The organism is Sorangium sp. So ce836, from assembly GCF_028553905.1.
Taxonomy (GTDB): domain Bacteria; phylum Myxococcota_A; class Polyangia; order Polyangiales; family Polyangiaceae; genus Sorangium; species Sorangium cellulosum_D.
The window spans coordinates 640506-666314 of the sequence record NZ_CP102233.1; the positions used below are offsets into that span (position 1 = coordinate 640506).

14 protein-coding genes are annotated in these 25809 nt (G+C 72.9%); 5 read left to right on the forward strand and 9 right to left on the reverse strand.

From position 1 onward, the window contains the following. Positions 1–134: 134 nt before the first annotated feature. The 3 genes from NQZ70_RS02450 (at position 135) to NQZ70_RS02460 (ending at position 13323) form a co-directional block, all read left to right on the forward strand. Positions 135–11354, forward strand: coding sequence for a tetratricopeptide repeat protein (locus tag NQZ70_RS02450; RefSeq protein ID WP_237244942.1), 11220 nt, complete (start codon positions 135–137; stop codon positions 11352–11354). Positions 11355–11368: 14 nt separating this feature from the next. Beyond that, entirely contained in the window at positions 11369–12361 is a 993-nt protein-coding gene (locus NQZ70_RS02455) for an aminotransferase class IV (RefSeq protein WP_129572787.1), read from the forward strand. A gap of 152 nt (positions 12362–12513) precedes the next feature. Beyond that, positions 12514–13323 carry a hypothetical protein gene (locus NQZ70_RS02460; RefSeq protein WP_237244943.1) on the forward strand — a complete coding sequence of 270 codons (810 nt, stop codon included), beginning with the start codon at positions 12514–12516 and terminating at the stop codon, positions 13321–13323. A gap of 156 nt (positions 13324–13479) precedes the next feature. On the opposite strand, the gene NQZ70_RS02465 is transcribed toward NQZ70_RS02460, so the two are convergent. The 4 genes from NQZ70_RS02465 to NQZ70_RS02480 all read right to left on the reverse strand — a co-directional run bounded on the left by NQZ70_RS02465 (position 13480) and on the right by NQZ70_RS02480 (position 17282). Then, the gene (locus NQZ70_RS02465) at positions 13480–15720 is read right to left on the reverse strand and encodes a hypothetical protein (protein WP_207217722.1); all 2241 of its coding nucleotides are present in this window, start codon (positions 15718–15720) and stop codon (positions 13480–13482) included. Positions 15721–15774: 54 nt separating this feature from the next. Beyond that, positions 15775–16161, reverse strand: coding sequence for a RidA family protein (locus NQZ70_RS02470; RefSeq protein WP_129572789.1), 387 nt, complete (start codon positions 16159–16161; stop codon positions 15775–15777). Between the two features lie 96 nt (positions 16162–16257). Then, on the reverse strand, positions 16258–16872 hold the full coding sequence (gene recR / locus NQZ70_RS02475; RefSeq protein WP_129581088.1) for a recombination mediator RecR: 615 nt from the start codon (positions 16870–16872) through the stop codon (positions 16258–16260). 86 nt (positions 16873–16958) lie between these two features. Next, positions 16959–17282 (reverse strand): YbaB/EbfC family nucleoid-associated protein, encoded by a 324-nt coding sequence (locus tag NQZ70_RS02480; protein WP_044985452.1) that lies wholly within the window; start codon positions 17280–17282, stop codon positions 16959–16961. Between the two features lie 289 nt (positions 17283–17571). Between NQZ70_RS02480 and dnaX the strand changes: the two genes are divergently transcribed. Continuing rightward, positions 17572–19896 carry a DNA polymerase III subunit gamma/tau gene (gene dnaX / locus NQZ70_RS02485; protein ID WP_237244946.1) on the forward strand — a complete coding sequence of 775 codons (2325 nt, stop codon included), beginning with the start codon at positions 17572–17574 and terminating at the stop codon, positions 19894–19896. Between the two features lie 27 nt (positions 19897–19923). Here the strand turns inward: dnaX and NQZ70_RS02490 are convergent, their stop codons facing one another. The 5 genes from NQZ70_RS02490 to NQZ70_RS02510 form a co-directional block, all read right to left on the reverse strand. Further along, entirely contained in the window at positions 19924–20532 is a 609-nt protein-coding gene (locus tag NQZ70_RS02490) for a Uma2 family endonuclease (protein WP_129572791.1), read from the reverse strand. A gap of 67 nt (positions 20533–20599) precedes the next feature. Next, positions 20600–21220, reverse strand: a complete 621-nt coding sequence (locus tag NQZ70_RS02495; RefSeq protein ID WP_237244948.1) for an ATP-binding protein — start codon at positions 21218–21220, stop codon at positions 20600–20602. Then, positions 21217–22209, reverse strand: coding sequence for a class I SAM-dependent methyltransferase (locus NQZ70_RS02500; RefSeq protein WP_129572793.1), 993 nt, complete (start codon positions 22207–22209; stop codon positions 21217–21219). Before NQZ70_RS02500 ends, NQZ70_RS02495 begins: the two co-directional genes overlap by 4 nt. Further along, positions 22206–23282, reverse strand: a complete 1077-nt coding sequence (locus NQZ70_RS02505; RefSeq protein ID WP_129572794.1) for a radical SAM protein — start codon at positions 23280–23282, stop codon at positions 22206–22208. Before NQZ70_RS02505 ends, NQZ70_RS02500 begins: the two co-directional genes overlap by 4 nt. Beyond that, the gene (locus tag NQZ70_RS02510) at positions 23279–24025 is read right to left on the reverse strand and encodes a radical SAM protein (protein WP_129572795.1); all 747 of its coding nucleotides are present in this window, start codon (positions 24023–24025) and stop codon (positions 23279–23281) included. The genes NQZ70_RS02505 and NQZ70_RS02510 overlap by 4 nt, the downstream gene beginning before the upstream one ends. A 1143-nt stretch (positions 24026–25168) precedes the next feature. Between NQZ70_RS02510 and NQZ70_RS02515 the strand changes: the two genes are divergently transcribed. Further along, a complete protein-coding gene (locus NQZ70_RS02515; protein ID WP_129572796.1) occupies positions 25169–25801 on the forward strand; it encodes a TIR domain-containing protein in 633 nt (210 codons plus the stop codon). Positions 25802–25809: the final 8 nt, after the last annotated feature.

Here is a 25809-nt window from a genome sequence, read left to right on the forward strand (position 1 = left end):
CGCGCTTCCCGACCCGCGGGGGCCAGGAACCTTGAAACCGTGTCGGCCGCCCGGCTATCTTCGCCCGGCCCGTGAACGGACCGGACCGATCTCGCGAGGTCCGCGGAGAGACGATGAGCGTTGAGACGATTCGGATGGCCCTTGGGCGCCTGCAGGATGAGCCCGAAAACGAGGCGGCCTGGAACGAGCTCGCGGAGGCCGTGACCGCTCCGAACAACGGCGCGGGCGCCGGGGACGTCGAGCGCCTGCTCGGCGCGGCCCGCGCGCGGCACGAGCAGCGGCGCGAGTGGCAGGCGGTCGCCCGCCTGCTCGAGCTGGAGATCGCGCTCGCCGCCGGCAGTCCGGTCGAGGGCGCGATGCAGGCGGAGCTCGCCCGCGTCTACCACGAGGAGCTCATCGACGTGGACCGCGCGGCGGCCGCCTACAAGCGGCTGCTCGAGCTGCGCCCCGACGACGACGCCGCCGCCGAGGCCCTCGAGACCGACGCCTCGAAGCGCGAGCGGTGGCGCGACCTCGTGGACCGCTACGTGGCCGAGGCCGAGGCCGCCACCGACGGCGCCTTCAAGAGCGCGCTCACCACGAGCGCGGCCGACATCGGCTACCGCTACGGCCGGGCCGAGCTCGGCGAGAAGGTGACCGAGCTCATCGATCTCGCCCTCAAGCTCGACCCGAAGAACCGCCGCGCCGCCAACCTCGCGGAGATCGCCTTCGCCGCCGCGGGCGACTGGGACGCCGTCGTCCGCGTCCAGTCGCTCGTCAAGGCCGAGGCCCAGGCCAAGGAGGACCGCATCGCGGCGGGCCTCCGCGCGGCGCGCACCATCAAGACCCACCTCGATGACCCGGCCCGCGCGGTCGCGGCCTACGAGGAGGTGCTCGACCTCTCGCCCGGCCAGCCCGAGGCGCTCTCGTTCCTGGCCGAGGCGTACTCCGCCGCGGGCGACTGGGATCGCCTCGTCGCGCTCTACGAGGACCAGCTCCGCAGCGGCGGCGTGAAGCCGGGCGAGGAGCTCGGCATGCTCGTGCAGATCGCCATGGTCCACTGGCGCATGCGCGGCCAGCCCCAGGCGGCCGAGCCCTATTTCGACCGCGTGCGGCGCGCCGAAGCGGCGCACGCCGGGATGCTCAACTTCTACCGCGAGGTCCTGGAGCAGCGCGGCGACAAGCCGCGGCTCACGACCATCCTCACGGACGCGCAGCGCGCCCTGCCCGACGGCCCCGAGAAGCGCGCCATCGCCACCGAGCTCGCGCGGCTCGCCGAGTCGCAGGAGAACGCCGCCAAGGCGATCGAGCAGTACAAGTCCGTGCTCCGGACCGATCCGGAGAACCGCCAGGCGCGCGACGCCCTGAAGCGCCTCTACCTGCAGACCGAGGGGTACAACGCCCTCGTCGAGCTCTACCGGCAGGACCTCGAGCGCACGCCCGCCGACGACGTCGCCGGCAGGGTCGCCGTGCTCCGCGAGATCGCCGGGATCTACCGCGACCGCGCCAAGAACGACGCGGCGCTCGTCACGGTTCTCACCCAGATCGTCCAGCTCGACGACAAGGACGTGGACGCCGTGCGGGAGCTCACCCGCATCTACGAGGCGCTCGGCCGCTGGCGCGACCTGCTCTCGTACCAGCAGCGGCTCGCCGAGCTGACCGAGAGCCGCGCCGAGAAGGCGGGGCTCTACCGCGCGGTCGCGCGGCGCTGGTTCGACCAGTTCTCGAACGTGCAGAACGCCATCGCGGCGTACGAGGCGCTGCTCACCGTCGAGCCGATCGACGAGGAGGCGCAGCAGAAGCTCCGCGAGCTCTACCTGAAGCGGCGCGCGTGGCCGCAGCTCTACTCGCTCTACGAGCGCAAGCTCGAGAGCGCCGAGGGCCCCGCGAAGATCGAGCTCCTCGGCGAGATGGCCAAGCTCGCGGCCGAGCGGCTCGATCGCGGCGCCGACGCGATCGCGCTCCAGAAGCGGATCCTCGAGCTCGACCCGAGCGCCCCCGGGGTGCTCGACGCGCTGGAGAAGCAGGCCGAGCGCGAGAAGGACTTCGCCACGGTCGCCGAGGTGCTCGAGCGGCGCGTCGACCTCGCCGCCGACGACGCCGCGCGGCTCGTCTCGCTGCAGAAGCTCGGGGCCGTGTACGCCGAGCGCCTCAAGGACCCGGCCCAGGCGGCGCGGACGTGGCGGCGGGTGCTCACGCTCTCGCCGGGGCACGCGCGCGCGCTCCGCGTCCTGCGCGACGCGTACTTCGCCGCGGGCGACTGGGACGGGCTCGAGGAGCTCTACGCCTCGCAGAACGACTGGGAGGGCCTCGTCGACTTCCTCTCGGGCGCGGCGGACAAGGCGACCGACCCCACCACGAAGCTCGACATCTCCTTCCGCGCGGCGCGGATCTTCGAGGAGCAGCTCAAGGCGCCCGAGCGCGCCGCGCGCTCGTACGAGCGCGTGCTCAGCGTCTCGCCGAAGGACGCGCGCGCCGCGGCGGCGCTCGTGCCGATCTACGAGGAGGAGGAGAAGTGGGCCCGGCTGCCGGCGCTCTACGAGATCCTCCTCGACGCGACCGACGACGCCGAGGCCCAGGTCGGCATGCTGCGCAAGCTCGCGGCGGTGACGGGCGGCCCGCTCTCGGACAAGGCGAGCGCGCTCGGCTACGCGCGCCGCGCCTACGAGCTCAAGCCCGACGAGGAGGGGCTCGACCTGCTCGAGGCCTGGTCGCGGGCGGCGGGCTCCTGGGGGCCGTTCGTCGAGGCGGTCGAGGGCCGGCTCCGGACGGCGACGGACCTCACGACCGACGTCCAGCGCACGCTCCGGCTGAAGCTCGCCGAGGTCTACGCGCGCGAGATGGGCAAGCTCGACGAGGCGGTGACCGTCTACCGCGGCCTCGTCGAGGACGACCCGTCCGACGACGCCACGGTGAGGGCGCTCGACGCGCTCCTCCGCGCGAACGAGCGGCAGGCCGATCTGAGGTGGCTGTTCGACCTCCGGGCGAGCCAGGTCGGGGGCGAGGATCGCGCCGAGATCCTCGAGGAGTGGGCGACGCTCGAGGAGGAGGTCTTCGGCGACCCGGCGAAGGCGATCGAGCTCCTGCGCAAGGTCATCGCGCTCGCGCCCGGGCGCATCAACGCGCTCCGGGTGCTCTCGCGGCTCCTGAACGCCGCGGGCGAGTACGAGGCGGCGGCCGAGATCGTGGCCACGCACCGCGACGTCAGCGAGGGCGACGAGCGGGCGCGGCGCGAGATCGAGCTCGCGACGCTCTACCTCGACCGGCTGGACCGGCCCACGGACGCGTTCGAGGCGTCGGTGCGCGCGCTCGATCTGACCGCGCACGACCCGGACGCGATCGCCGTGCTCTCGCGGCTCGTCGAGCGCCCGGAGACGCGCGTGCGCGCGGCGAGGGTGCTCGCCGTCGAGTACGCCGAGACGGGCAACCACCGGCGCGAGGCCATGGCCCTGCGGGTGATCCTCGAGGCGGAGCGCGACCCGGAGCGCCGGCGGGAGCTCTACCTCACGCTCGCGAACGTCGAGGAGACGAAGCTGCACGCGGCGGGGACGGCGTTCGACGCGCTGCTCCGGGCGCTGCACGAGTTCTCGGACGACATCGAGCTCTGGGACCGCGCCGCGGAGCTGTCGCGCCGCGCCGGCCGCCCGACCGATCTCGCGGAGGCCTACCGCGTGCACCTCGTCGCGGGGCGCACCGAGGGCGACAAGGTGCTCGGCAGCGCCGTGGAGGTCGAGCTCTGCGAGCGCGCGGCGAGCCTGCACGACGAGCAGCTCGGCGACCCGGAGGGCGCGAAGCCCTACCTGGAGCGGGTGCTGAGCCTCGACCCGAACAACCACCGCGCCTTCGAGCGGCTGAAGCAGATCCTGACCGCGGCCGAGCGCTGGGGCGAGCTCGAGGAGCTCTACGACCGCGCCGCCAAGGGCACGACCGACCAGCGCGAGCGCATCGAGCTGCTCAACGAGGTGGCGCTGATCGCCGAGGAGATCATCGGCGACGCCGCCAAGGCCATCGGCTACTACGAGCGCATCCTCGAGCTCGATCCGTTCTACACGGCGGCGCTCGACTCGCTGGAGAAGCTCTACGAGCGCGAGGGGCGCTTCCGCGACCTCGCGGCGCTCCTCGAGCAGCGCCTGAAGACGGCGATCGAGTCCGAGAGCGTGGAGATCAAGCTGTCGCTCGGCAGCATCTACCTCGACCGGCTGCACGAGCCGGAGGGGTCGCTCGGGCACCTCGAGGACGTGCTCCGTATCCGGCAGAACGACCCGAAGGCGCGCGAGCTCGTCGAGCGGCTGCTCGACATCGGGGCGCTCCGGCTCCGGGCGGCGCGCGTGCTCGAGGCGGTGTACGAGGCGCGGGACGAGATCCGGCAGCTCGTGCGGGTCCTCGAGATCCGGCGCCAGGGCGCGGAGACCGAGTCGGAGCGGCGCGAGCTGCTCCGACGCGTGAGCGTGCTCCAGGACGAGCGGCTCAAGGACGACGCCGGCGCGTTCGCCAGCCTGTCGGAGCTCCTGCCGCTCGAGCCGGAGGACCTCGCGGCGCGCGAGCGGCTCATCGAGATCGGCCGGCGCCTCGGCGAGCACGAGCAGGTGGCCGAGGTGCTCACGGCGGCCGCCGACGCGTGCGGGGCCGCCTCCATCCGCGGCGAGATCCTCATGGAAGTCGCGAGGATCTGCGAGGATCTCCTCGGCGACGCCGACCGGGCCGAGAAGGTCTACCGGCGCGTGCTCTCCATCGATCCGACCGACCCCTCGCTGGTGATCCCGGCGGCGCAGGCGCTCGGCCGCATCTACGCGGCGAAGGAGGAGCACCAGGCGCTCGCGGGCGTGCTCGCGATCGAGGTGCGCCTCGAGGAGGACGCCGACACGCGGCGGTCGCTCTACGAGCGCATCGGCACGCTGTACGAGACGGTGCTCGACGACCCGGCCAAGGCGATCGAGGCGTGGCAGGCGCGGCTCGGCGACGACAGCGCCGACGCGGCGGCGCTCGCGGCGCTCGAGCGGCTCTACGAGCGGACGTCGCAGTGGCGCGAGCTCGTCTCCGTGCTCCGGGCGCGGGAGCAGTCGACCACCGACCCGGAGGAGCGGCGGCGCGCCATGACCAAGGCGGCCGAGACGCTCGCGCAGCGGCTCGCCGACGTGCCCGAGGCGATCAACGCGTGGCGCGCGGTGCTCGACGAGTTCGGGCCCGAGCGCTCGACCCTCGCGGCCCTCGAGGCGCTCTACGAGCTCGACGAGCGCTGGGTCGACCTCGCCGAGACGCTGGAGACGGACCTGTCGCTCGCGGTGGAGACGCCGGCCCGGCTCGACCTGCTCGCGCGGCTCGGCGACGTGCGGCGGCTGCACCAGGCCGACGCGACGGGGGCGCTCGAGGCGTACCGCCAGGCGCTCTCGCTCGACCCGTCGAACGCGCGCTGCCGCGCGGCGCTCGAGGCGATGCTCGAGCGGGACGACGCGCGCCGGGACGCGGCCGAGACGCTCGAGCCGCTCTATGAGGCGGACGGCGACGCCGAGCGCCTCCTCCGGGTCCTCGAGATCAAGGTCGAGACCTCGGATCTGCCGAGCGAGCGGCTCGCCACGCTGCAGAAGGCGCTCCGCACGGCCGAGGGGCCGCTCGGCGACACGTCGCGGGCGTTCGGCTACGCGCTCCGCGGCGTGCGGGAGGCGGCGGGCGAGCCCGACGTGACGACCTGGATCGAGACGGTCGAGCGGCTGGGCGAGGCCACCGGGCGCTGGGCCGAGGTGTGCGAGCTGTTCCAGCGCATCGCGCCGGACATCCTCGACGGCGACGTGCAGCAGAACGTCCGGCTCCGGGTCGGCGAGCTCGCGCGGCACAAGCTCGACAACCGCGAGCTCGCGGTCGAGCAGTACAAGAAGGCGCTCGAGGCCCGCGGCGACGACCGGCGGGCGATGATCGCGCTGGAGGAGCTCTACGGCGAGGCGAACGACGCCGGGCGGCTGCTCGAGATCCTGAAGCTCCGGGTCGAGAACGCCGAGAGCGACGAGGAGAAGACGGGGCTGCTCTTCCGGATCGCCGAGCTCGAGCGGGGCCCGCTCGGGGACCAGGCGGGCGCGATCGCGACCTACGAGACGATCCTCGACATCGCGCTCCACCCGGACGCGATCGCGGCGCTCGACAGCCTCTACCGCGAGGCGGAGCGCTTCCAGGACCTCATCCGGCTCTACGAGCGGCAGCTCGACGTGCGCGCCGGCGATCTCGCCGAGCTGCACGTCAAGATCGCGCTCGTCGCGCACCGGCACACCGAGGACCTGCAGCGCGCGTTCGACGAGCTCTCCGAGGCGCTGCTCATCGATCCGGCGCACGAGGGCGCCGTCTCGCTGCTCGAGACGATCCTCGCGGGCTCGGCCGAGGCCGAGCACCGGGCGCGCGCCGGCGAGATGCTCGAGCCGGTGTACCTGCGCCGGGCGGACTGGAACCGGGTGCGGGTCGCGCTCGAGGCGCGCCTCGCCGCGAGCCAGGACCCGGTCGAGCGCCGCGACCTCCTGCAGCGGCTCGCGACGCTGCACGAGGAGCAGCTCGAGGATTACCGCGCGGCCCTGGAGACGGTGGCGAAGCTCCTCCACGAGGACCTCACCGACGAGGGGGTCTGGGCGGAGCTCGAGCGGCTCGCCAAGGTGGCGAGCGCCGAGCGGCGGCTCGCGGAGATCTACGCGGCGGAGCTCGGCGAGCTCACCTCGGACGACGCGTCGAGCGCGAAGCTCAGCCGGCGCACCGGCGAGCTCTACGCCGAGCTCGGCGACGTGGCCGACGCGCTGAAGTGGTACCGGCGCGCGCACGAGTTCGAGCCGGACTCGCGCGAGCTGTTCGACGCGATCGACGGGCTGCTCATCAAGGAGGGCCGCCACGCCGAGCGCATCCAGCTCTACCGCGCCGCGCTCGACTACCGGAAGGACGAGGACCGGCTCGACGCCCTGCACACGATCGCGCGCCTGGAGCGGACGGAGCTCCGCGAGCCCGCGCTCGCGATCGAGACGTACCGCGCGGCGCTCGACGTCGACGAGGACGACGCCCGGGCGCTCGACGCGCTGACCGAGCTCTACCGCGAGCTCGACCGGCCGCGCGACCTCGCCGACCTCTACCTGCGCCGCGCCGAGGCGGCGCCGGACGGCGAGCGGGCGGCGCCCTACCGGCTCGCGCTGGCGGAGCTGCTCCGCACGCGCCTCGAGGACACCGCGGGCGCGATCGATCAGCTCGAGGCGATCGTCGGCGAGGTGCCGACGCACGCCGAGGCGATCCGGGCGCTCGAGGCGCTGATCCAGGACCCGCAGCACAAGGCGCGGATCGTCGAGATCCTGCGGCCGCTCTACGAGGGGGCGGACGACTGGCGGCAGCTCATCCGGCTCAACGAGGAGCGGTTCGGCCTCGCCTCGGACGCGCGCGACAAGGTCGCCGTGCTGCGCGAGACGGCGAAGCTCTGGGAGACGCGCGGGAGCGACGAGCTGCGCGCCTTCGACGCGATCCGGACGGCGTTCAGCCTCGATCCGGACGACGGCGAGACGCGCGGCGAGCTCGAGCGGCTCGCCGAGCAGCTCGGCGCCTGGGAGGAGCTCGCGGAGAGCCTCGAGCAGGGCGTGACCATCACGTCCGACGAGCTCACGAAGCGCGAGCTGCTCTCGTCGCTGGCCAAGGTCTACGACACGCGCATCGACGACCCGCGCCGGGCGCTCCGCGCCTACGCGCGCCTGTCCGCGCTCGACCCGAGCGACCCCGAGCCGCTCGAGCAGATGGACACCCTGGCCGTGCTGCTCAGCGACTGGGACACGCTGATCGCCGTCCTCGAGAAGAAGAGCGAGATGGCGTCGGACGAGGAGAACGCCTCGATTTGCCGGCGCATCGCCGAGACCAAGCTCGAGATGCTCGAGGACACCGAGGGCGCCATCCAGGCGTACGAGCGGGCGCTCGAGCTCGACCCCGAGAGCGCGATGACGATCGACGCGCTCATCGAGCTGCACGAGCCCCGCGGCGCCGCGAGCCGGCTGGTGGAGCTCTACGGCCGCCGCGTCGAGCTCGCGGGCCCCGACGAGGAGGAGCTGCGCTACGACCTCAACGTCCGCGCCGCCGAGCGCTACGAGAAGGACCTCTCGAGCCCGCGCGACGCGATCACGGCGCTCACCGCGGCGCTCGAGGCGAAGCCGGGCGACCCGGCGGTGCTCTCCTCGCTCGAGCGGCTCTACCGGGCCGAGCGGATGTGGGACGAGCTCCTGTCGAACCTCATGCTCCAGGCGAGCGCCGCCGCGGACCGGGACGCGCGCGTCAAGCTGCGGACGGCGATCGGCGACCTCTACGCGCGGGAGCTCGAGAGCCCGAGCGACGCGATCGAGCAGTACCGGCTCGTCCTCGACGAGGATCCGGCGAACGACCACGCCATCCGGGCGGTCCGGGCCATCGGCGAGGGCCGCGAGGAGCTGCGCCTCGACGCGGCCCAGGTGCTCGAGCCCGTCCTCCGCGCGGCCGGCCGCCACGAGGAGCTCGCGGCCGCGCTCGAGCTGCGCCTGCGCGCGCAGACCGAGCCGTCCGACCGGGCCGAGACGCTGCGGGCGATCGCGGCGGTGCAGGACGTGCAGCTCGGGCGGCCGCTCGAGGCGGAGCAGGCGCTGCTCCGCGCCCTGGAGGACGCGCCGGACGACGCGTCGCTGCACGGCGAGATCGAGCGGCTCGCGGAGCGCACCGACGGCTTCGGCCGCTACTGCGACGCGCTCGCGCAGCGGGCCGCGTCGACCTTCGACGCGACGATCGCGAAGGACCTGTTCCTCCGGATCGGCCGCATCGCCGAGGAGAAGCTCAAGGACGACCGGCGCAGCGCCCAGGCCTACGCCAAGGCCGTCGAGCACGCCGGCGACACGCCGGAGCTCCTCGAGGCGCTCGATCGGCTCTACGGCCGCCTCGGCGACGAGAAGGCGCTCGCGGACGTGCTCGAGCGGCGCGTCGCGGTGACGAGCGGCGATCGCGACCAGGCGGATCTCTTCTACCGGCTCGCGGTGATCCAGATCGAGTCGTTCGGCGACAAGGCCCAGGGGCTGAACACCCTGCGGCAGGCGCTCGATCGCGCGGTCGATCACGAGCGGGCGAGCGCCGCGCTCGAGGCGCTCACCGAGGATCCTGCGCTCTTCGACGAGGCGGCCGAGGCGCTCGAGGGCGTCTACCGCACGCGGGGCGACAACGCCGCGCTGGCGCGCCTCTACGAGAAGCGCATCCGCTTCGCGCCGACCGGCGTGGAGCGGATCCGGATGCGCCTCGACCTCGCCAAGGTGCTCGAGGTGCGCTCGAACGACCCGCGGGCGGCGCTGGAGACCCTCGAGAAGGCGCTCGCCGACGACCCGTCGGACCCGGACGTGCTCGGCGAGATCGAGCGCCTCGCCCCGCTGACGGGCGGCTGGGCGAGCGCCGCGGCCGCGCTGGAGCGGGCGGTGCGGGCCGGGGCCGACCTCGACGTCGACACGGCGCGCGACCTCTGGATGCGCATCGCCGAGTGGCAGAAGAACAAGGTGGGCGACGCCAAGGCCGCCGAGGCGGCGTACGAGGCGGCGCTCACGCACGATCCCACGAGCGAGCACATCCTGCGGTCGATCGAGGAGCTGCAGCGGGCCCCCGGGCGCGAGCGCGACCTCATCGGCACGCTCCGCCGGATCGCGGCCCTCGACGGCATGGAGGGGACCGCGGCCGAGCTCCGCCGCGAGGCGAAGGAGCTGGCGGAGCGCGCGCTCTCCGACCGGGAGCTCGTCGAGGCGATCCTGCGCGAGATGATCGCCGCGGACGAGGGCGACACGTGGGCCCTCGCCGAGCTCACGAAGGTGCGCGAGGAGGCGGGCGACCACAAGGAGGTCTTCCGGCTGCTGGTGCGTCAGTCCGAGCTCTACGCCGAGGCCGATCGCATCCGCGACGCGCGGCACGCCGCCGCGGCGGTCGCGCGCGAGAAGCTCGGCGACGACGCGGCGGCGATCGAGCTCTACGAGACGCTGTTCGAGGCGGATCCGGGCGACGCGCGCGCCGCGACCGCGCTGCGCGAGCTCTACGCGAAGGCCGGCAAGCACAAGGAGCTGCTCGCGCTCCTCGAGCGGCTCACCGACCTGGCCGAGTCCCCCGAGGCCCGCTCGGCGCTGCGGCTCGAGAGCGCGGAGATCTGCCTCTCGCGGCTCGACGCCGTGAGCGAGGCGACCGAGCACCTGCGCGCGGTCCTCGACGAGCAGCCCGACAACGAGAAGGCGACGGTCCTGCTCGCGCAGCTGCTCGAGAAGACCGGCCGCGATCAGGAGCTGTCGGATCTGTTCGTCACGCAGATCGAGCGCGCGAGGGACCGCGGCGACGTCGCGGCGGAGCTCTCGTACAGCGTCCGCCTCGGCGAGGTCTACGAGGCCCGGCTGAACGACACGGCCCGGGCGATCGAGACCTACCGCGCGGTCCTCGAGCGCGAGCCGCGCCACCCCGGCGCGCTCCTCGCGCTGGCGCGCCTGCACGAGCAGCGCGGGGAGAAGGCCGAGGCGGCGCAGCGGCTCGAGGTGATCCTCGAGGACGCGAGCGGCCCCGAGGCGGTGAGCACGTCGCTCCGGCTCGCGGATCTGCACCGGTCCCTCGGCGACGAGGGCGCGGTCCGGCGCGTGCTCGAGCGGGGCCTCGCGGCGGACGCGTCGGCGCAGGACATCCGCAAGCAGCTCCTCGCCCTCTACGAGAAGCAGCAGGCCTTCACCGAGCTCGCCGATCTCATCACCGGCGACGCGGAGACGGCGGCGCAGCCGGCCGAGAAGGTGGCGCTCTACCGCAAGGCGGCGGGCATCCACCTGACGAAGCGGAGCGACCCCGGCCGCGCGGCCGACCTCCTGGTCAAGGCCACGGAGCTCGTGCCGGGCGATCGCGAGCTCCTGCTCGCGCTGTGCGACGCGTACAGCGCCTCGGGCCGCGGCCAGAAGGCCGCCGAGGCGCTCCAGCAGATCGTCGAGTCCTACGGCGGCCGCCGCTCGAAGGATCTCGCCGCGATCCACCACCGCCTCGCCAAGGCCTACCTGGCCGAGGGGCAGCGGGAGCGCGCGCTCGCCGAGCTCGACACCGCCTTCAAGATCGACCCGGGCTCGATCGCCATCCTCCGCGACCTCGGCGTGCTGGCGCTGGAGCTGTCGGAGTCGGGCGACGACGCGGCGAAGGCGGCGCACATCGACCGCGCGCAGAAGACCTTCCGCGCGCTGCTCCTCCAGAAGCTCGACGAGGGCGCGCCGATCAGCAAGGGCGAGGTCTTCTATTACCTCGGCGTGATCAGCCACCGTCAGAACGACGACAAGAAGGCGATCCAGATGCTGGAGCGCGCCCTCGACAACGAGAAGGACTTCGCCCCGGCGAAGGAGCTCCTGGCGCAGCTCAAGAAGTGACGTAATCTCGCCGTGTGACGCGGCTCGTCAGCATCGACGGTGTCATCCATCGGCCGGAGGAGGCCAAGGTCTCGGTCTACGACCGCGGCTTCCTCTACGGCGACAGCGTCTTCGAGACCATCCGCACCTACGGCGGCGAGCCGTTCGCGCTCGAGGAGCACCTCGCCCGCCTGGAGCGCTCGGCCGAGCGGATCGCGATCGCGCTGCCGATCCCCCGCGACGAGCTCGGCCGCGAGGTGCGCGCGCTGCTCCGGGCCGCGACCGCGGCGGAGGGCGCCGGCGCGGCGGCGGGCTCGGCCGGCGCCGCGGGCTCGGCGGGGACGGCGGGCGCAGCCGCGCCGCTCGAGAGCTACGTCCGCGTGATGCTGACCCGCGGCAGCGGCCCGCTCGGGCTCGATCCCGCGCTCGCGAGCGCGCCCCTCCGCGTCATCGTCGTCGAGCCGCTCAAGCCGTTGCCGGGCGCGCTCTACCGCGACGGGATCTCGGCCATCACGACCCTCACCCAGCGGGCCGGCGATGCGGCGCCGGGGGCCAAGGTCTCGAACTACCTCGAGAGCCTCCTCGCCCTGCGCGAGGCGCGGGCCGCCGGGGCCCACGAGGCGCTGATCCTCGACCCGTCCGGCCACGTCGTCGAGGGCACGACGTCCAACGTCTTCCTGGTGGAGCGGCGGCCGCCCGCGCACGAGGGCGCGGAGCACGCGGGGCACCTCTTGATCACGCCGCCCAGGGAGGCCGGGATCCTCGTCGGCATCACCCGGGCCAACGTCATCGACGTCGCGGGCGAGCTCGGCATCCCCGTGTGCTGCGAGCCGGTCACGATGGCCCGCCTCCTCGCTGCGGAAGAGGCGTTCATCACCTCGAGCCTCCGCGAGATCGTTCCGGTCGTGCGCGTGGACGGGCACGCCATCGGCGCGGGCGCCCCCGGGCCGAAGACCCGGGCGCTGCACGCCGCATTCCGCAAGAAGGTGGGTCTCGGTGAGGCGCCTCTCCCGTGGGAAGCGCCCTGAGCCGCGGCGGCCGGCCGGACCGCGTCGAAATCTTGCGATCCAGGATGTGCCGCTCGGAGCCTGCGTCCAAGAAACGGGCCAGCGCGCTCCGTGCGCGGCCGGACGGGGCTCGGGCCTCGCCCGCCGTACAATCTGCCCGAGAGGAATCCATGATGAATCGCTCGCTTCGAATCGCCTGCTTCTTGATCTGCGCGGCCTCTGCCGCAGCGACGGCCGGGTGTGTCGTCACCGCCGAGACCCTCGTGCGCTATGAAGGCAACGACGAGAGCGTGCGCGTCGAGTACCTCCCGACCCAGAGCATCCGCATCGTGAGCGACAACGGTGACGTCGAGGTCCGCACCGGGAACGTGAGCGACGTCGTGGTCACCTTCTCCCCGTTCACGATGCGCAAGAAGGACGAGAACCAGCTCGCGGTGCACGAGATCGAGGAGGACCTCGAGCTCGCCGCGAAGACCGACGGCGACGTCGTCATCACGACCCGCACCAGGGACGGCTCCTCGGGGTACCTCGGCGCCGACATCGAGGTCGTCCTGCCGAACGACTTCGACGGCGGGCTCCGCATCGAGCAGGACAACGGCAGCATCGACGTCGACCTCGACGGCGTCCCGTCCCGCGGCACGACCATCGTGAGCAACAACGGCAGCATCGACGTGGTCGGCGCGCGCGGCGCGATCGACGTGGCCACAAAGAACGGCAGCGTCTTCGTCGACCTCGACGCGTGGAGCAGCTCGGACGGCGCGATCTCCTCCGGCAACGGCGCGATCGAGCTCTCGGTGCCGGCGGGGGTGGACGGGACGATGACCGCGCAGACGCTCAACGGCGACGTCGTGGCGCAGGGCATCCCCTCGACGTGGGCGACCGCCGGGGAGGGCAGCGCGACGTCGTACACGATGGGCGACGGCGACGGCGGCCTCCTCGAGCTCTTCACCGAGAACGGCGATATCACCATCGACGTGAAGTAGCTCCGCCGGGACAAAAGCCGAGAGGCGAGCGCCGGAAGGATCCGGGCACGCCTCTCTGCTCTTTGTGCCCAGCGCGCCGGGGTCGCCAGCGCTCTCGATCACGCGCCGGGGTCACCGGCGCCCTCGATCACGCGCCGATGCCGCCGGCGCCCTCGATCACCCGCCGGCCGCCTGCTGCGCCTCGGCGCCCTCGCCGCTCGGCGCCTCGCCGCCCGCGCCCTCGGCAGGCGCCTCGCCGCCCCCGGCCGGCGCGGCCGCGCCCGCCGGGACCGGCACCCGCAGCTGCCCGCCGCCCTGCTGCGCGAGCACGCCGAGCGCCTTCTGGAAGAACGCCGCCAGGAAGGGGATCTCGCGCGGCGGCGAGGTGATCAGCCCCGCCTCCTTGATGGCGCGCGCCACGGCGAGGGCGGCGGTGGCCGCCGCGTCGCCCTTGCGCGCCCGCAGCGAGACCGCGCTGCTCCGGATCCGCGTCGCGAGCTGCCCGCGCACCTCGGGCGAGAAGAACCGGTCGGTCGCGAGCTCGAGCTCCTCCCGCAGCGCCGTGTTCACCAGCGCGGGATCGCGCATCCCGGCGGTCCCGAGCCGCTGGCCGACCTTCTGCAGGAGCTCGTCGAGCGCCTGCCGCGCGGGCAGCCAGTGCCGGAACTCCGGCTCGTCGTGCAGCGAGGCGGAGCCGGCGATGTGCGACGCCACCAGCTCGTCCGTCAGGCTCTCCTCGAGGTCGGCCACCGGGTGCCGCGGCTCGGCCTCGGGCGCCGGCTCGATGAGATCGCGACACCCCTCGAGCCCGAGCGGCAGGACCTGCCCCGACGCGGCGTTCTGCCGCTTCGCGAGCGCGATCCGGTGGCGGGCCCACTCCAGGGAGACGGCCACGGGCGCCGTGCCCAGGTTGTCCTGCGCGCGCGCCCGGCCCTCCTTGAGCTGCGAGCCGCTGAGCCACCCCGCGCCGGCGTGCACCACGCCGACCCCGTCGCGCACGATCACCTCCGCGATCCGGTAGCGGCCGCTGGTGTCGCGGCTCGTGATCGCGATCGCCTCGGTCCCGCTCGAGTCCGGCGGGATCAGCGTCGCCTCGACCACCTCGGCGCGCTCGTCGGCGAGCCGCACCACGCGCGGGCGCGTCGGGATCGCCGCCCCGCGCGACTTCAGCACGTTGAGCGCGCGCCGCGCCGCCTTCCGCGCCGCGCCGGGGGCCTCCTCCGACTCGGCGGCCGCCGCGATCGCCTCCGCGTTGGAGGCGCCGAGCCAGGCGTCGACGAGCGCCGGCGCGGCGTCGCCCGCCGATCGCAGCGCCTCGATCGCCCGGTCCCAGCCCGCCGCGAGCACCTCGGCGTCGAACTCGACCTTCGCCGCCTCGGCGCCCGCGCTGCCCTCGGGCCGCGCCCCGCCCTCGGCCTTGCCCTTCGCGGCCGCGGTCGCCTGCTTCGCCTTCGCCTTCGCGGCGAGCGCCTCGCGCGCCGTGAGCGCCGGCTTGTCCGCCGCCGCGACCTGCTTCGCCTTGGCCGCCGGCAGCGCGAACAGGAGGTGCGCCGGCTTTGCCGGGCCCTGCTGCCGGGCGCCCTTGCCCGTCACGACCGTCGCGGCGGCGCCCTGGCCGACCACGGTCACCATCCGGTCGCTCTGCTGCTGCTGCTTCGCCGCCGCGGGCGCTCGTCCCTCGGCCGCCGGGGGCCGCGCGCCCCCGCCTTCCGCGACCGGCCGCGCCGACAGCCCGCGGTCGGGCCTCGGCCCCCGGTCGGGGCGCGGGCCGCGGTCGGGGCGCGGGCCGCGGTCGGGCCTCGGCCCCCGGTCGGGCCGGGGCCCCCGGTCGAACCTCGCGCCCTGCTCCGCGCCGGCCCCCTGCGCCGCGCCGGCGCCCTGCTCCGGCCTGGGGCCGCGGTCGGGCCTGGGCCCCCGGTCGGGGCGCGGCCCGCGGTCGGGCCTGGGCCCGCGATCGGGGCGCGGCCCGCGGTCGGGCCTCGGCCCCCGGTCGAACCGCGGCGCGCCGGAGGGCGCGGCGGCTCGCTCGGGCCTGGGCGCGCGGTAGTCGCGCACGACGCGCGGCGCGGCGGTGGGCGGCGGCGCGGCGTCTTCTGTCGTGGGCGGCGTCGTGGCCGGCGGCGGCGCGTCCGCCAGCGCCGGCCGCTTGCGGGGCGCGATCACGTCCAGCAGCGACCCCTGCGGCTCCTTTGCGGCGGCCTTCGCCGAGGGGCGCGGCGCCTCGCCTGCGGGCTGCGCCGAGGCGCCCTCGGACGGCTCGTCGGCTCGCTTCGCGGAGGCCGACGTGCTCGCCGAGCGGACGACCCTGCGCGCGCGCGGCTTGTCTCCGCTCTCTGCATCGGGGGCGCCCTCGTGCGCAGGTTCGGGAACTGCGCTGGCGGTCCGCTCCGTGCTCTCGCTCTCGTTCTTTGTGCTCATGTCGAGGCTCCCGGGGACATTTTGGAGATGGGGGCCGCGGCCGCGGCTCCCCGATTATCGCGATAGATGGGCAACAGCTTCGATCTCGACGGCGGCGCCCTTGGGCAGCGCCGCCACCTGCACCGTCGCCCGTGCGGGCGGCGCGCCGCCGACGGCCGCCCCGTACACCTGGTTGACGACGGCGAAATCCGCGAGGTTCGTCAGGTAGATCGTGGTCTTCACCACGTCGTCCCAGCCCGCGCCCGCCGCGGCCAGCACCTCGGTCAGGTTCTTGATCACCTGGGCCGTCTGCGCCTCGATCCCCCCTCCGACGAGCTCGCCCGTCGCGGGATCGATCGGGATCTGGCCGCTGCAGAACACGAGGTCGCCGGCCCTGATGGCCTGCGAGTAGGGCCCGATGGCGCGCGGTGCACGGTCGGATGTGATTGCGGTTTTGGACATGTCGACCTCTGAATCGTGGAGCGCCCCGGCGTGCGGAAGGCCCGCCGGCCCCGGCCCTCGCTCTCGTGGGTCGGGGGCCGAGCTGCGCGGTTTTCGCTAGCCGAAGCTCTTCCGGCCTTCGATGGCTCGCCCCAGCGTCACCTGGTCGGCGAACTCCAGATCTCCCCCGTGCGGCACGCCGCTGGCAATCCGCGTGACCTGGATCCCCATGGCGCCGAGCTCGCGCGCGAGGAGCAGCGCGGTCGCCTCCCCGTCGACCGAGGGCGGGGTCGCGACGAGCACCTCCCGGACCGGCTGCTCGGGGTCGCGCACGCGCGCCCGGAGCGCCTCGAGCGGCAGCTCCTCGGCCCCGACCCCCTCGAGCGGCGAGAGGAGCCGGCCGAGCACGAAGTAGCGCCCGCGCATCGCCCCGCTCCGCTCGATCGCGAGCAGGTCCTGGACGCGCGCGACGACGCAGAGGAGGGCGCCGTCGCGCCGCGTGTCCTGGCAGATGGCGCAGAGCGCCCGGCCGTCCTCGTCGAGCTCGGCGATGTGGCCGCACCGGGTGCACGGCCGGACGTGGTCGCACAGCTCCGCGAGCTCGCTGCCGAGGTCGCGCGCGGTGTCCTCGCCGGCGGTCACGAGGAAGAGGGCGAAGCGCTGCGCCGTCTTCTCGCCGACGCCCGGCAGGCGGGCGAGCAGCTGGGCGACGCGCGACAGCCGGCCGGGCAGGCCGCCGGGCGCGCTGCGGAAGCCGGCGGGGCCGCCGTTCGGGAGCTTCGAGGAGCCGGGGAGCGAGGCCGGGGGACGCAACGCGGTCAAGTGTGCATGCCGGGGAGCTTCACGCCGCCGGTCACCTTGGCGATCTCGCTCTCGACGAGCTTGTCGGCCGTCTCGAGCGCCGAGTTCGACGCGGCCACGATGGCGTCGAGCGCCATCTCCAGGCCCTCGCTGGCGAGGAAGGCGGGGTCGACGTCGATCCTGCGCACCTTTCCCTCGCAGGAGACCACGACGGTGACCTTGTCGCCGGCGGCGGTCGCGCTCACCTCGCGGTCCTTCAGCTCGCCCTTCACCTGGTCGATCTTGCGCTGCATGCGCGCCGCCTGGCGAACCAGCTCATTCATTCCGCCGCGAAATTGCATGGTCAGACGGCCGTCTATGCCGTGAACCGCGCCGCGCCGCAACCGGGAAGGGGACGCGGAGAGCCCGGCCGGTCCCGCCCCGTCCCGGTCCGTCTCGCCGCGAGCGGGCGCTTCCGCCTCTCCAGGGACTCCCCGGCGCGCGTCGGCGCGTGGCGGCCGGCCCTGGTCCCGGCGGAGCGGGGTGCGTTTCGAGCGGCAACTCTGGCAAACTGACCGGAATGCGGGGCGCCGTCCGTGCCGGTCACAGCTGCGGCGACGCGCCCGCGAGAAGGTGCTAGTCGAGCAGCGTATGAGCTACGTCGTCCTCGCGCGGAAATGGCGCCCGCAGTCCTTCGAGGATCTCGTCGGCCAGGAGCACGTCTCCACGACGCTCGCCAACGCCATCGCGCGGGATCGCGTCGCGCACGCCTTCCTCTTCACGGGCGTCCGCGGGGTCGGCAAGACGACGAGCGCGCGCATCCTCGCCAAGGCGCTGAACTGCGTGCACGGCCCGACGGCGAAGCCGTGCCAGACGTGCGCGCCGTGCGCCGAGATCACCGTCGGCGCGGACGTCGACGTGCAGGAGATCGACGGCGCGAGCTACAACGGCGTCGACGAGGTGCGCAAGCTCCAGGAGAGCCTGCCGTACCGGCCGGCGCGCGACCGGTTCAAGATCTTCATCGTGGACGAGGTCCACATGCTCTCGAACGCGGCGTGGAACGCGTTCCTGAAGACGCTGGAGGAGCCGCCGCCGCACGTGAAGTTCATCTTCGCGACGACGGAGGTGCACAAGGTCCCGGTCACGATCCTGAGCCGGTGTCAGCGCTACGACTTCAAGCTCATCGGGGCGCAGGCGATCGCGGCGCGGCTCCGGTGGGTGCTCGAGCAGGAGAAGATCCCCGCCGACGATCCTGCGCTCAGCGCGCTCGCGCGGGAGGCGGCGGGGAGCATGCGCGACGCGATGAGCCTGCTCGACCAGGTGATCGCGTGGGTGGGGACGAGCGGCGATCGCATCACGGCCGAGGGCGTGGCGAAGGTGCTCGGCGTCGCCGATCGCGTGGTGCTGCACCGGCTCGCGGAGGCGCTGGTGGACGGCGATCCTGCGGCGTGCGTGCGCATCGTCGGCGAGCTCGCGCAGGAGGGGTACGACCTGCCGCACGTGGCCCGCGACTTCCTCGCGCACCTGCGCGATCTCGTGGTGGCGAAGGTCTGCGACGATCCGGCGCCGCTGCTCGATCTCGCCGACGAGGAGGTCGCCGACGCGCGGGCGCTCGCGGCGCGCGCGGACGCGGACGATCTCACGCGGCTGCACCAGGGCTTCTCGCGCGCGTTCGACGACATCGTCCGGAGCGGTCAGCCCCGGGCCTCGCTGGAGATGGCGCTCGTGCGGCTCGCCAGGCGTCCGCCGCTCCTGCCGATCGACGAGCTGCTGCGCCGCCTCGGCGATCTCGAGCGGCGCCTGAACGGCGGCGGAGGCGGCGGCGGAGGCGGCGGCGGCGGTGCGCCGGAGCGGGCGCCGCAGCGGCCCGGCGCGCCGTCCGGCGGCGCGGCTGCGCCCCGGCGGGGCGCGGCGGAGGCTGCGCCGGAGGACGCGCGCGGCGCCGGCGTGGGGCCGGCGTTCGGCGCGGGGCCGGCGTTCGGCGCGGGGCCGGCGTTCGGCGCGGCGGCGAGCGGGGTGGCGAGGGCGAACGGCGCGGCGGCGAACGGCGCGGCCGCCAACGGCGTCGCGTTTGCGAGCGGCGCGCCGGGCGCGGGCGGGGCGGCGAGGGCGAACGGCGCGGCCGTGGCGCACGGCCCCGCGGTGGCCGTGGCGGGCGGCGCGGTGGCGGCGAGGCCGAGCGGTGCGGTGGCGGCGGGCGGCCCGGTGGCTGCGGCCTACGGCGCGCCGCCGGCGGGCGTGGTGGCGCGCCCGAGCGGCGGCGTGGCGGCGAACGGCGCGGCGGCGAACGTCGTCTCCCTCGTGAACGGCGGGCCGGGCGTGAACGGCGCGGCGGCGTCTTTCGCGGGCGTGGCGGCGCCGGCGTTCGCGGGCGCGGCGGCGCCGGCGTTCGCGAAGGCGCCGTACGCGAACGGCGCGGCCGCGCCGGCGTACCGCCCCGACAGCGCCCCGCCTCCGTCGCCGCGCGGGGCGCTGTACTCCGTTCCGCAGAGCGCCCCGGCGGCCCACGCGCCGCCGGGCCCCGTGTCAAGGACGAGCAGCGCGCCGCCCCCGGCGATGAGCGCCAGCGATCTCGCCACCTGGCGCGCGGTGATCACCGCGGTCCGGGCGCTGCGGCCGGCGCTCGCCTCGGTGCTCGAGCACGCGGCCGTGCTGGAGCTCTCGCCGACGCGCGTCGTCCTCGGCTACGAGGCGAACTCGTTCCTGTCGGGCCAGGCCACCGAGCCCGCGGCCCGCGACATGCTCGCCCGCGTGCTGCAATCCCATTTCGGCGGCCCCGCCGAGCTCGTCTTCGAGACGATCACCCGCGGCAGCGCCGGCCCGTCGCTCGCGCAGGTCGAGACCGCCGAGCGCAAGGCGCGCGTCGATGCCGCCCGGCGCGCCGTGGCCGACCACCCGCTCGTCACGGCCGCGATCGAGCTGCTCGGCGCGGAGCTCAAGGACGTGCGGCTCTCTCAGGAGTTCGCGGACGGGTGAGCGTCGGGCGCCGCAGTCCGAGCGGGCTCAGCCGGCGTTCCGCAGCCAGCCGCGGAACGCCTTGACCGCCGCGTGCTGGTCGGGCCAGCGGACGAACCGCGCGAGCGCGACGAGATCCAGATCCGGAAGCAGCTCGCTGGCCGCGATGGCCTCGTACGCCTCGCCGCGCAACGCGTGGAGGTGGAAGGCGTCGTTCTCCCAAAACCAGACCTCACGGACGCCGAGACCGCTGCAGACAGACAACTTGTCGATTCCACCGCTCGTCAGCGCCACCTCGATCGCGATGTCGGGGAGCTCCTCGATCGCCTCGCCGACGCAATAGCACTCGTCGGGCTCCAGACTGCGTGCCTTGGCCTCGCGGCGGAACGTGGTCGAGCCGTAGCCGTAGAGCGGCACATCCCGCTCCAGCGCGAAGAGCTCGATCAGGCGGGCGATGAGCGTCTTCGTTGCTTCGTGATCGATGGACGGGCGCATCAGCTCCAGCGTCCCTTCGCAGAAGGTCATCCGCAGGCCGGGCGTGTCCAGCTCGTCCCGCAGCCTCACGTAGGTCTGCCAGGAGACGCCGTGGAGCACGAACCGCTGTTCACCGGCGGGCGCAGTCGAGGGCGGCGACGGCCTGTGCGCGGCGGCTACCATGGGCGCTCACGCAGGATAGCACGCTCGCCCCGCGCGTCGCCGCCCTCACACGCCACGACGGGCCACCTCAAGCGCTTCGTCCCGCGCCCCCGAGCCGCGCGCGGCTCGCCAGGAGCTCCGCCCGCTCTTCCACGGTGCCCGGTCCGACGTCGACCACCTCGAAGCCGGCCGCCCGGTACAGCGCGCCGAGCCGCAGGTTGATCCGCTCCGCCTCGGCGGCCCGCGCCTCGCTGCTCTTGCCCCAGCGCGGCGCCTGCAGCTCCGGCATCACGGCGAACAGGAACACCAGCGCATAGCGCTCGAACGCGGGCTCGCCGGGCGGCCAGGGATACGCCGTCTCTCCGCTCGTGCGCAGGTAGTACTCGACCGGATCGAGATACCCGCGCTCCAGCCAGTCCCCATCTCTCGCCTCCGCCTCGATCGCCTTCTGGGTCTCCAGCACCCGCGCGGCGAACTCCCGCTTGCGGCACAGGGGACAGAGGTGGTCCGGCGCGTCGATCGGGCGAAACGGCGCGTCGGGTGGGTGGCCGTGGGTGCGCGCCCCGAGCTCGTCGAGCACGCGCCGGTGCGCCTCGCCGTGCACGCGGCAGCCCCGCGTGGTCGCGAGGTGGCGGAGCGTCGTGGTCTTGCCGCACGAATAGGCGCCCGTCGCGACGAAGAGGCGCTTGCTCTTCTCCGACGCGCTCATCGCCGCGCCCACCACACCGAGCCGCCGCCGCGCTCGATCCGCCGCCCGGCCACGGACATGAAGTGCGCTGTCGCGTCCACGACGCCCGCGTGCTCCTCGTTGTGATCGTGGCCCCCGAGGACGCCGCCCGGCTTGAGCTTCGGCCACCAGGCCTCGAGATCGGCGAGCACGGCCGCGCGGTCGTGCGAGCCGTCGAGGAACACGAGATCCAGGCTCGCGTCGGCGAAGCGCGCCGCCGCGTCCGTGGACGGCGTCCGGAGGACGTGGGGCCTTATCCCGAGCGCCTCCATGTTCGCCCGGAACGCGCCCGGCACGTCCTCCGCGGCCAAGAGGGCGCGATACCGCTCGTCGTAGGCGTCGCTGGAGCCGTCCCACGTATCGACGCAATGGAGCGCGACACCGTGCCTCGCCGCGAGCCGCCCGACGTACGCCGTGGAGAGCCCCTTCCAGGAGCCCACCTCGACCATCGCGCCGCCCCGGAGCGAGCGCGCCAGCGCTCGGTACGCGAGGCCGTCTTCCTCGGAGAACCAGCCCTGGATGGGCTCGACCCGCGTCACCGGGAACAGCGCGAGGAGCGCCGCCTGCTTCCGCGCCGGATCGCGGTATTCGTACTGCCGGTCGCAGAGCTTGACGAAGCAGCGGGCGTCGTGCGCGACGAACAGCGGCCGATTGATCCCGGCGAATTTCTTGAGCGACGTGGACCGCTCGGGCTCCCGCTCTCCCCGCCGGATCTCGCCTTCGGTGGTCGCGAAGATCACGTCCTCGTGCCGGATCGGGCGCCCCTGGTCCGGGCCGTCGGTCCACGGCCGCTCTCCCGGATATCCGGCGCGGTCGGTGCCGTGCTCGAGGAGGCGAGCCAGCTTGTCCGCCTCGCTCGCGCGGAACAGGAGCGGGCCTGTGACGCCGCGCGCGTCGAGCTCGTCCAGCACCTCCTCGAGGAAGAGCAGGTTGCGGCCGATGTACGGAACGGGGATGACGGGCGGCGTCATGACGGGTCGAGGGACGCGCGCGCCGCCGGGGGCGGGCCCAGGATGCCGTCCCAGGGCTGCCAGGTGGACGCGAGCCGCGCGTTCGGGTGGAAGATGAGCTCGTGGACGATGCCCGGGCCCGAGCGCTTCGTCTCCTCGAGCTGGGCGAGGTCGGCCTCCTCGAAGACCACATCGATGTCCTCGAAGCGGAACACCTCGACATAGTAATAATAGCCCACGATCTGCCGCTCGAACGAGAACCGCGCGTCGGCGCCGAGCGCGTCGAGGATCGGCTCGAGCCGGACGCGCGCGCGATCGCTGTATTTCACGACGTGGTTCTCGATGACCGCGGTAGGATCGGTCTTCATCAGCTGCCGGAAGATCACGTTGTCCACGCCGAGGGACCGGGCGAACCGCAGATAGGCCACGATGGCGTCGGCCGAGTCGATCTGCCCCGCGAGGAGCACGCAGGAGAGGCGCACCCGGGTGCCGCCCGCCGCTGCCACCGCCACGACGCTGCGCAGCTCGCCGACGCTCAGGCCGTCTTTCATCACCATCAGCCTGGCGTTCGTGTCGTGATCGGGGTGGGCGCGGCTGATGTTGAGGTGCTGGATGCCGGTGTCGACGATCCAGTCGATCACGCGCTTTCCGTCGCGCTCCTGGAGCAGCCCGGAGCCGTTCGTGGTGAGCGTCCGCTTGCGCCCTCGGCGGGCCTGCCCGAGGGCGAGGATGCGGGGCAGCCGCGGATCGTGGCTCGGCTCGCCGCCGGTGATGGATACCGTGGGATCGAGCGGCTTCAGCGCGTCGAGGGACTCGGCCATGGCGTCGAAATAGCGCCCGTCGTCGTCCTCGACGGTCTTCTGCAGCGAGAGGCTCCGCCCGCGCGACGCCGGCCTGAGCTCCTCGACGCAGAAGTGGCATTTCGCATTGCAGGGCTGCCGGCTGTAGATGGAGAAGTTCGCGTTGCGGTAGATCTCGACCGGCCGGCCCCACAGGTCGAAGCGTACCGTCTCGCCGGCGGTGCTGTTGCCCGTCAGGTCGAAGGCGCGGCTCTTCAGGCGGCGCCATTCGTCGCGGAAGGGGCGCGCGCTCACGGCAGGCCCCGCATGGCGTCGGAGCGCGCCACGAGGTCGGGGCCGAAGGCGCGGCCGTCCGGGTTGAGCATCGTGAAATGGGTGCCGACGAGGAACGGCTCGTCCCAGTCCTCGCGCTTCTGCGCGAAGCCGTAGCGCTGGAGGTGGAACACGTTGGCGAGCGCCAGGAGCCCCGCGTCGCGCACCGCCTCCACGACCCACGCGTCGCCGTCGGCCTCCGTCTTGCGCAGTCGGACGTTGAGGACGAGCTGGCGGTCGCCGCCGAGCGCGGCGAGCCGCTCGTGCAGGGCGCGCGCGAGGGGGAGCAGGCCGCTGTCGTGCTCGAGGAGGTGGTGGTTGATCGAGAGCTTGAGGGTGGTGGGCTCGCCGAGCTTCTGGAGCCAGGCGTCGAGCCCGGCCGGGTCCCGCGGGATCTCGACGCCGTTGGTGACGACGACGACGCGCGCGCAGCGGGGCTCGGCGCGGGCGAGGCGCACCATCTCGTCGAAGTGCGGGTGGATGGTGGGCTCGCCGCCCTCGAGCTGCACCTCGAAGGGGCCCTCGGCCGGGAAGCTCTCGCGGTAGCGGTCGAGGGCGAGGAAGGTCCGCCCGCGGGGCGACGAGCAGGTGCAGCACCACGGGCAGGCGCGGTTGCAGTGGTTCGAGGTGGCCACGTAGAGCCGGTGCGGGCGCTCCGCCGTGGGGCGGTCGAGCGGGAGCGCGCCGGTGAGCGTGGCGTTCTGGGATCTCGTCGCGGTCGGCATGGGGCCTCCAGCGAGGAGGATACGGCGGGGTGGGGAGGGGATGAAGGAGATCCGTGGAGCCGGATCAGGGGGCCGGGGCCATGGTGCCGAGGCCGAAGTGCGAGGCGTAGCCGAGGGCGATCGGGCCGCGGACGGGCTCCGGAAGTGCCGGACAGCGGCATCCATCGCCTGGCGTAGCCAGCTCTGGGACGCTTTGGCCGCATCGTGACGATCCCGCGACCGAACGAAGCGCCCGAGCACGCCGAAGCCCAGGTCGGGAATGAGCTCGCTGGTCGCGACGGCCTCGCCCAGCAGCGCATCGAGACGGACCCCGATACATTCCCCGAACCACACCTTGCGGATTTCGAGACCGCTGTCAGCTGGCAGCTTGTCGAGCCCACACGCCTCGTGAGAGGAGCGCACCGCGTCAGGCTCGGGCTCGGCCCTGTCATTGCCGTACTAGATGTTCCTTTGGCCTCCTGGCGAGTGGGACTTTTTTTTTGTCGCGGCGTTCTTAAACAACTGTAGCGCCGGGAATCAGGTTCGTAGAATTCGAGTCAGTCTGAACGACGATGCTCCACTCCAGTCCAGGCGCTAATTCTGGAGCTGCTGCTCATTAATAGCGGAACGACTTTCCCCGATGCAGTCTGGACGGGAGACGTCGTGCCCTCCAAGCGTTTGTCCTGCTACGCGGAGGCATGCGGATATGACGACTGGTTCCGAAGCATTGCGGATCGCCGGTTAAATTGCCACTTCTGTCATCCTCAGCGAGAGGTCCGCGCTCTCCCGTAGGGACGGCATCAGCCTGGCCGCACCGCACAGTCTAGGCGTTGGCTTCTGCTGTCTTCATGACAAGTACAGAAGGAGGGCCGACATGGCCACGACACGGCCACGGCGAAGGTTTCGATTTTTGCTTGACGGTCCAGAGGTCGAAAAGTAAAGATGTGGTGATTCCCGAGTCGGATAATGTAGAGCGTCTCCGGAATCTCCCATATCGGCAAGGTTGGCGATGTGGGCAAAATTGAAGAATGACCAGCACCGCTGGTGGGCCCAGTATTTCGGCCTTCCGCTGCCGTTGGCGGCGGCCCCGTTGCGCGCGCCCATATCTTCCCGTGAGATTAGATTTGTTGTCGCATTCGGTCTCGTGGTTGGGAGGATGTGTCTATGGTGCAAAGTCAGATGGGTAAGGTGCAGTCGGTTGCCCGTGTGAAGGGCGCTATGGGTCGAATGTCCGCCGTGTTGTCTTCCGGAATCTTGTCGCGGTCAATTGTAAGGTGGAAACGCGATGCTGGGGCGATGCTCAGGCATGCGTTCGACAAGACTTCCAGTGCGAGGCTGGCCAGGTTTAGGACGCCGAGGGTGTTCATTGGTTCGTCGGCGGAAAGGCTCTCGATTTCTATTGCAGAAGAGCTACAGTCTGGGCTTCAGTACGTCGCCGAATGTACAATCTGGACTCAAGGTGTCTTCGGTCCTTCGACGAATGTGCTCGACGATCTTGTGTGTAGAGCCAGGGATTCTGATTGTGCGATCTTTGTCCTCACGCCGGATGACCTTGTTGCCAAGCGAGGTCAGGTTGGCAAGGCTCCGCGTGACAATGTTGTGTTCGAGGTTGGCTTGTTTATGGGTACGCTCGGTCGTGGTCGAGTGTTCATTGTATGTAATCGTGATGTGCGAATCGATCTGCCGTCTGATCTTGTAGGTGTGACTGTCGTGTCGTACGGAGAACGCACTGACAGCAACTTGTCTGCGGCATTGGGCCCAGTGTGCGCTCAGTTGAAAAAGAAAATAATGACGTAGTTGATTCT

Coding starts and splice junctions, on each gene's coding strand:
- NQZ70_RS02460 (WP_237244943.1), top strand. CDS start 12,514: ATGAATCGCTCGCTTCGAATCGCCTGCTTCTTGATCTGCGCGGCCTCT.
- NQZ70_RS02500 (WP_129572793.1), bottom strand. CDS start 22,209: ATGACGCCGCCCGTCATCCCCGTTCCGTACATCGGCCGCAACCTGCTC.
- NQZ70_RS02515 (WP_129572796.1), top strand. CDS start 25,169: ATGGTGCAAAGTCAGATGGGTAAGGTGCAGTCGGTTGCCCGTGTGAAG.
- NQZ70_RS02450 (WP_237244942.1), top strand. CDS start 135: ATGGCCCTTGGGCGCCTGCAGGATGAGCCCGAAAACGAGGCGGCCTGG.
- NQZ70_RS02510 (WP_129572795.1), bottom strand. CDS start 24,025: ATGCCGACCGCGACGAGATCCCAGAACGCCACGCTCACCGGCGCGCTC.
- NQZ70_RS02495 (WP_237244948.1), bottom strand. CDS start 21,220: ATGAGCGCGTCGGAGAAGAGCAAGCGCCTCTTCGTCGCGACGGGCGCC.
- NQZ70_RS02490 (WP_129572791.1), bottom strand. CDS start 20,532: ATGGTAGCCGCCGCGCACAGGCCGTCGCCGCCCTCGACTGCGCCCGCC.
- NQZ70_RS02465 (WP_207217722.1), bottom strand. CDS start 15,720: ATGAGCACAAAGAACGAGAGCGAGAGCACGGAGCGGACCGCCAGCGCA.
- NQZ70_RS02480 (WP_044985452.1), bottom strand. CDS start 17,282: ATGCAATTTCGCGGCGGAATGAATGAGCTGGTTCGCCAGGCGGCGCGC.
- NQZ70_RS02470 (WP_129572789.1), bottom strand. CDS start 16,161: ATGTCCAAAACCGCAATCACATCCGACCGTGCACCGCGCGCCATCGGG.
- dnaX (WP_237244946.1), top strand. CDS start 17,572: ATGAGCTACGTCGTCCTCGCGCGGAAATGGCGCCCGCAGTCCTTCGAG.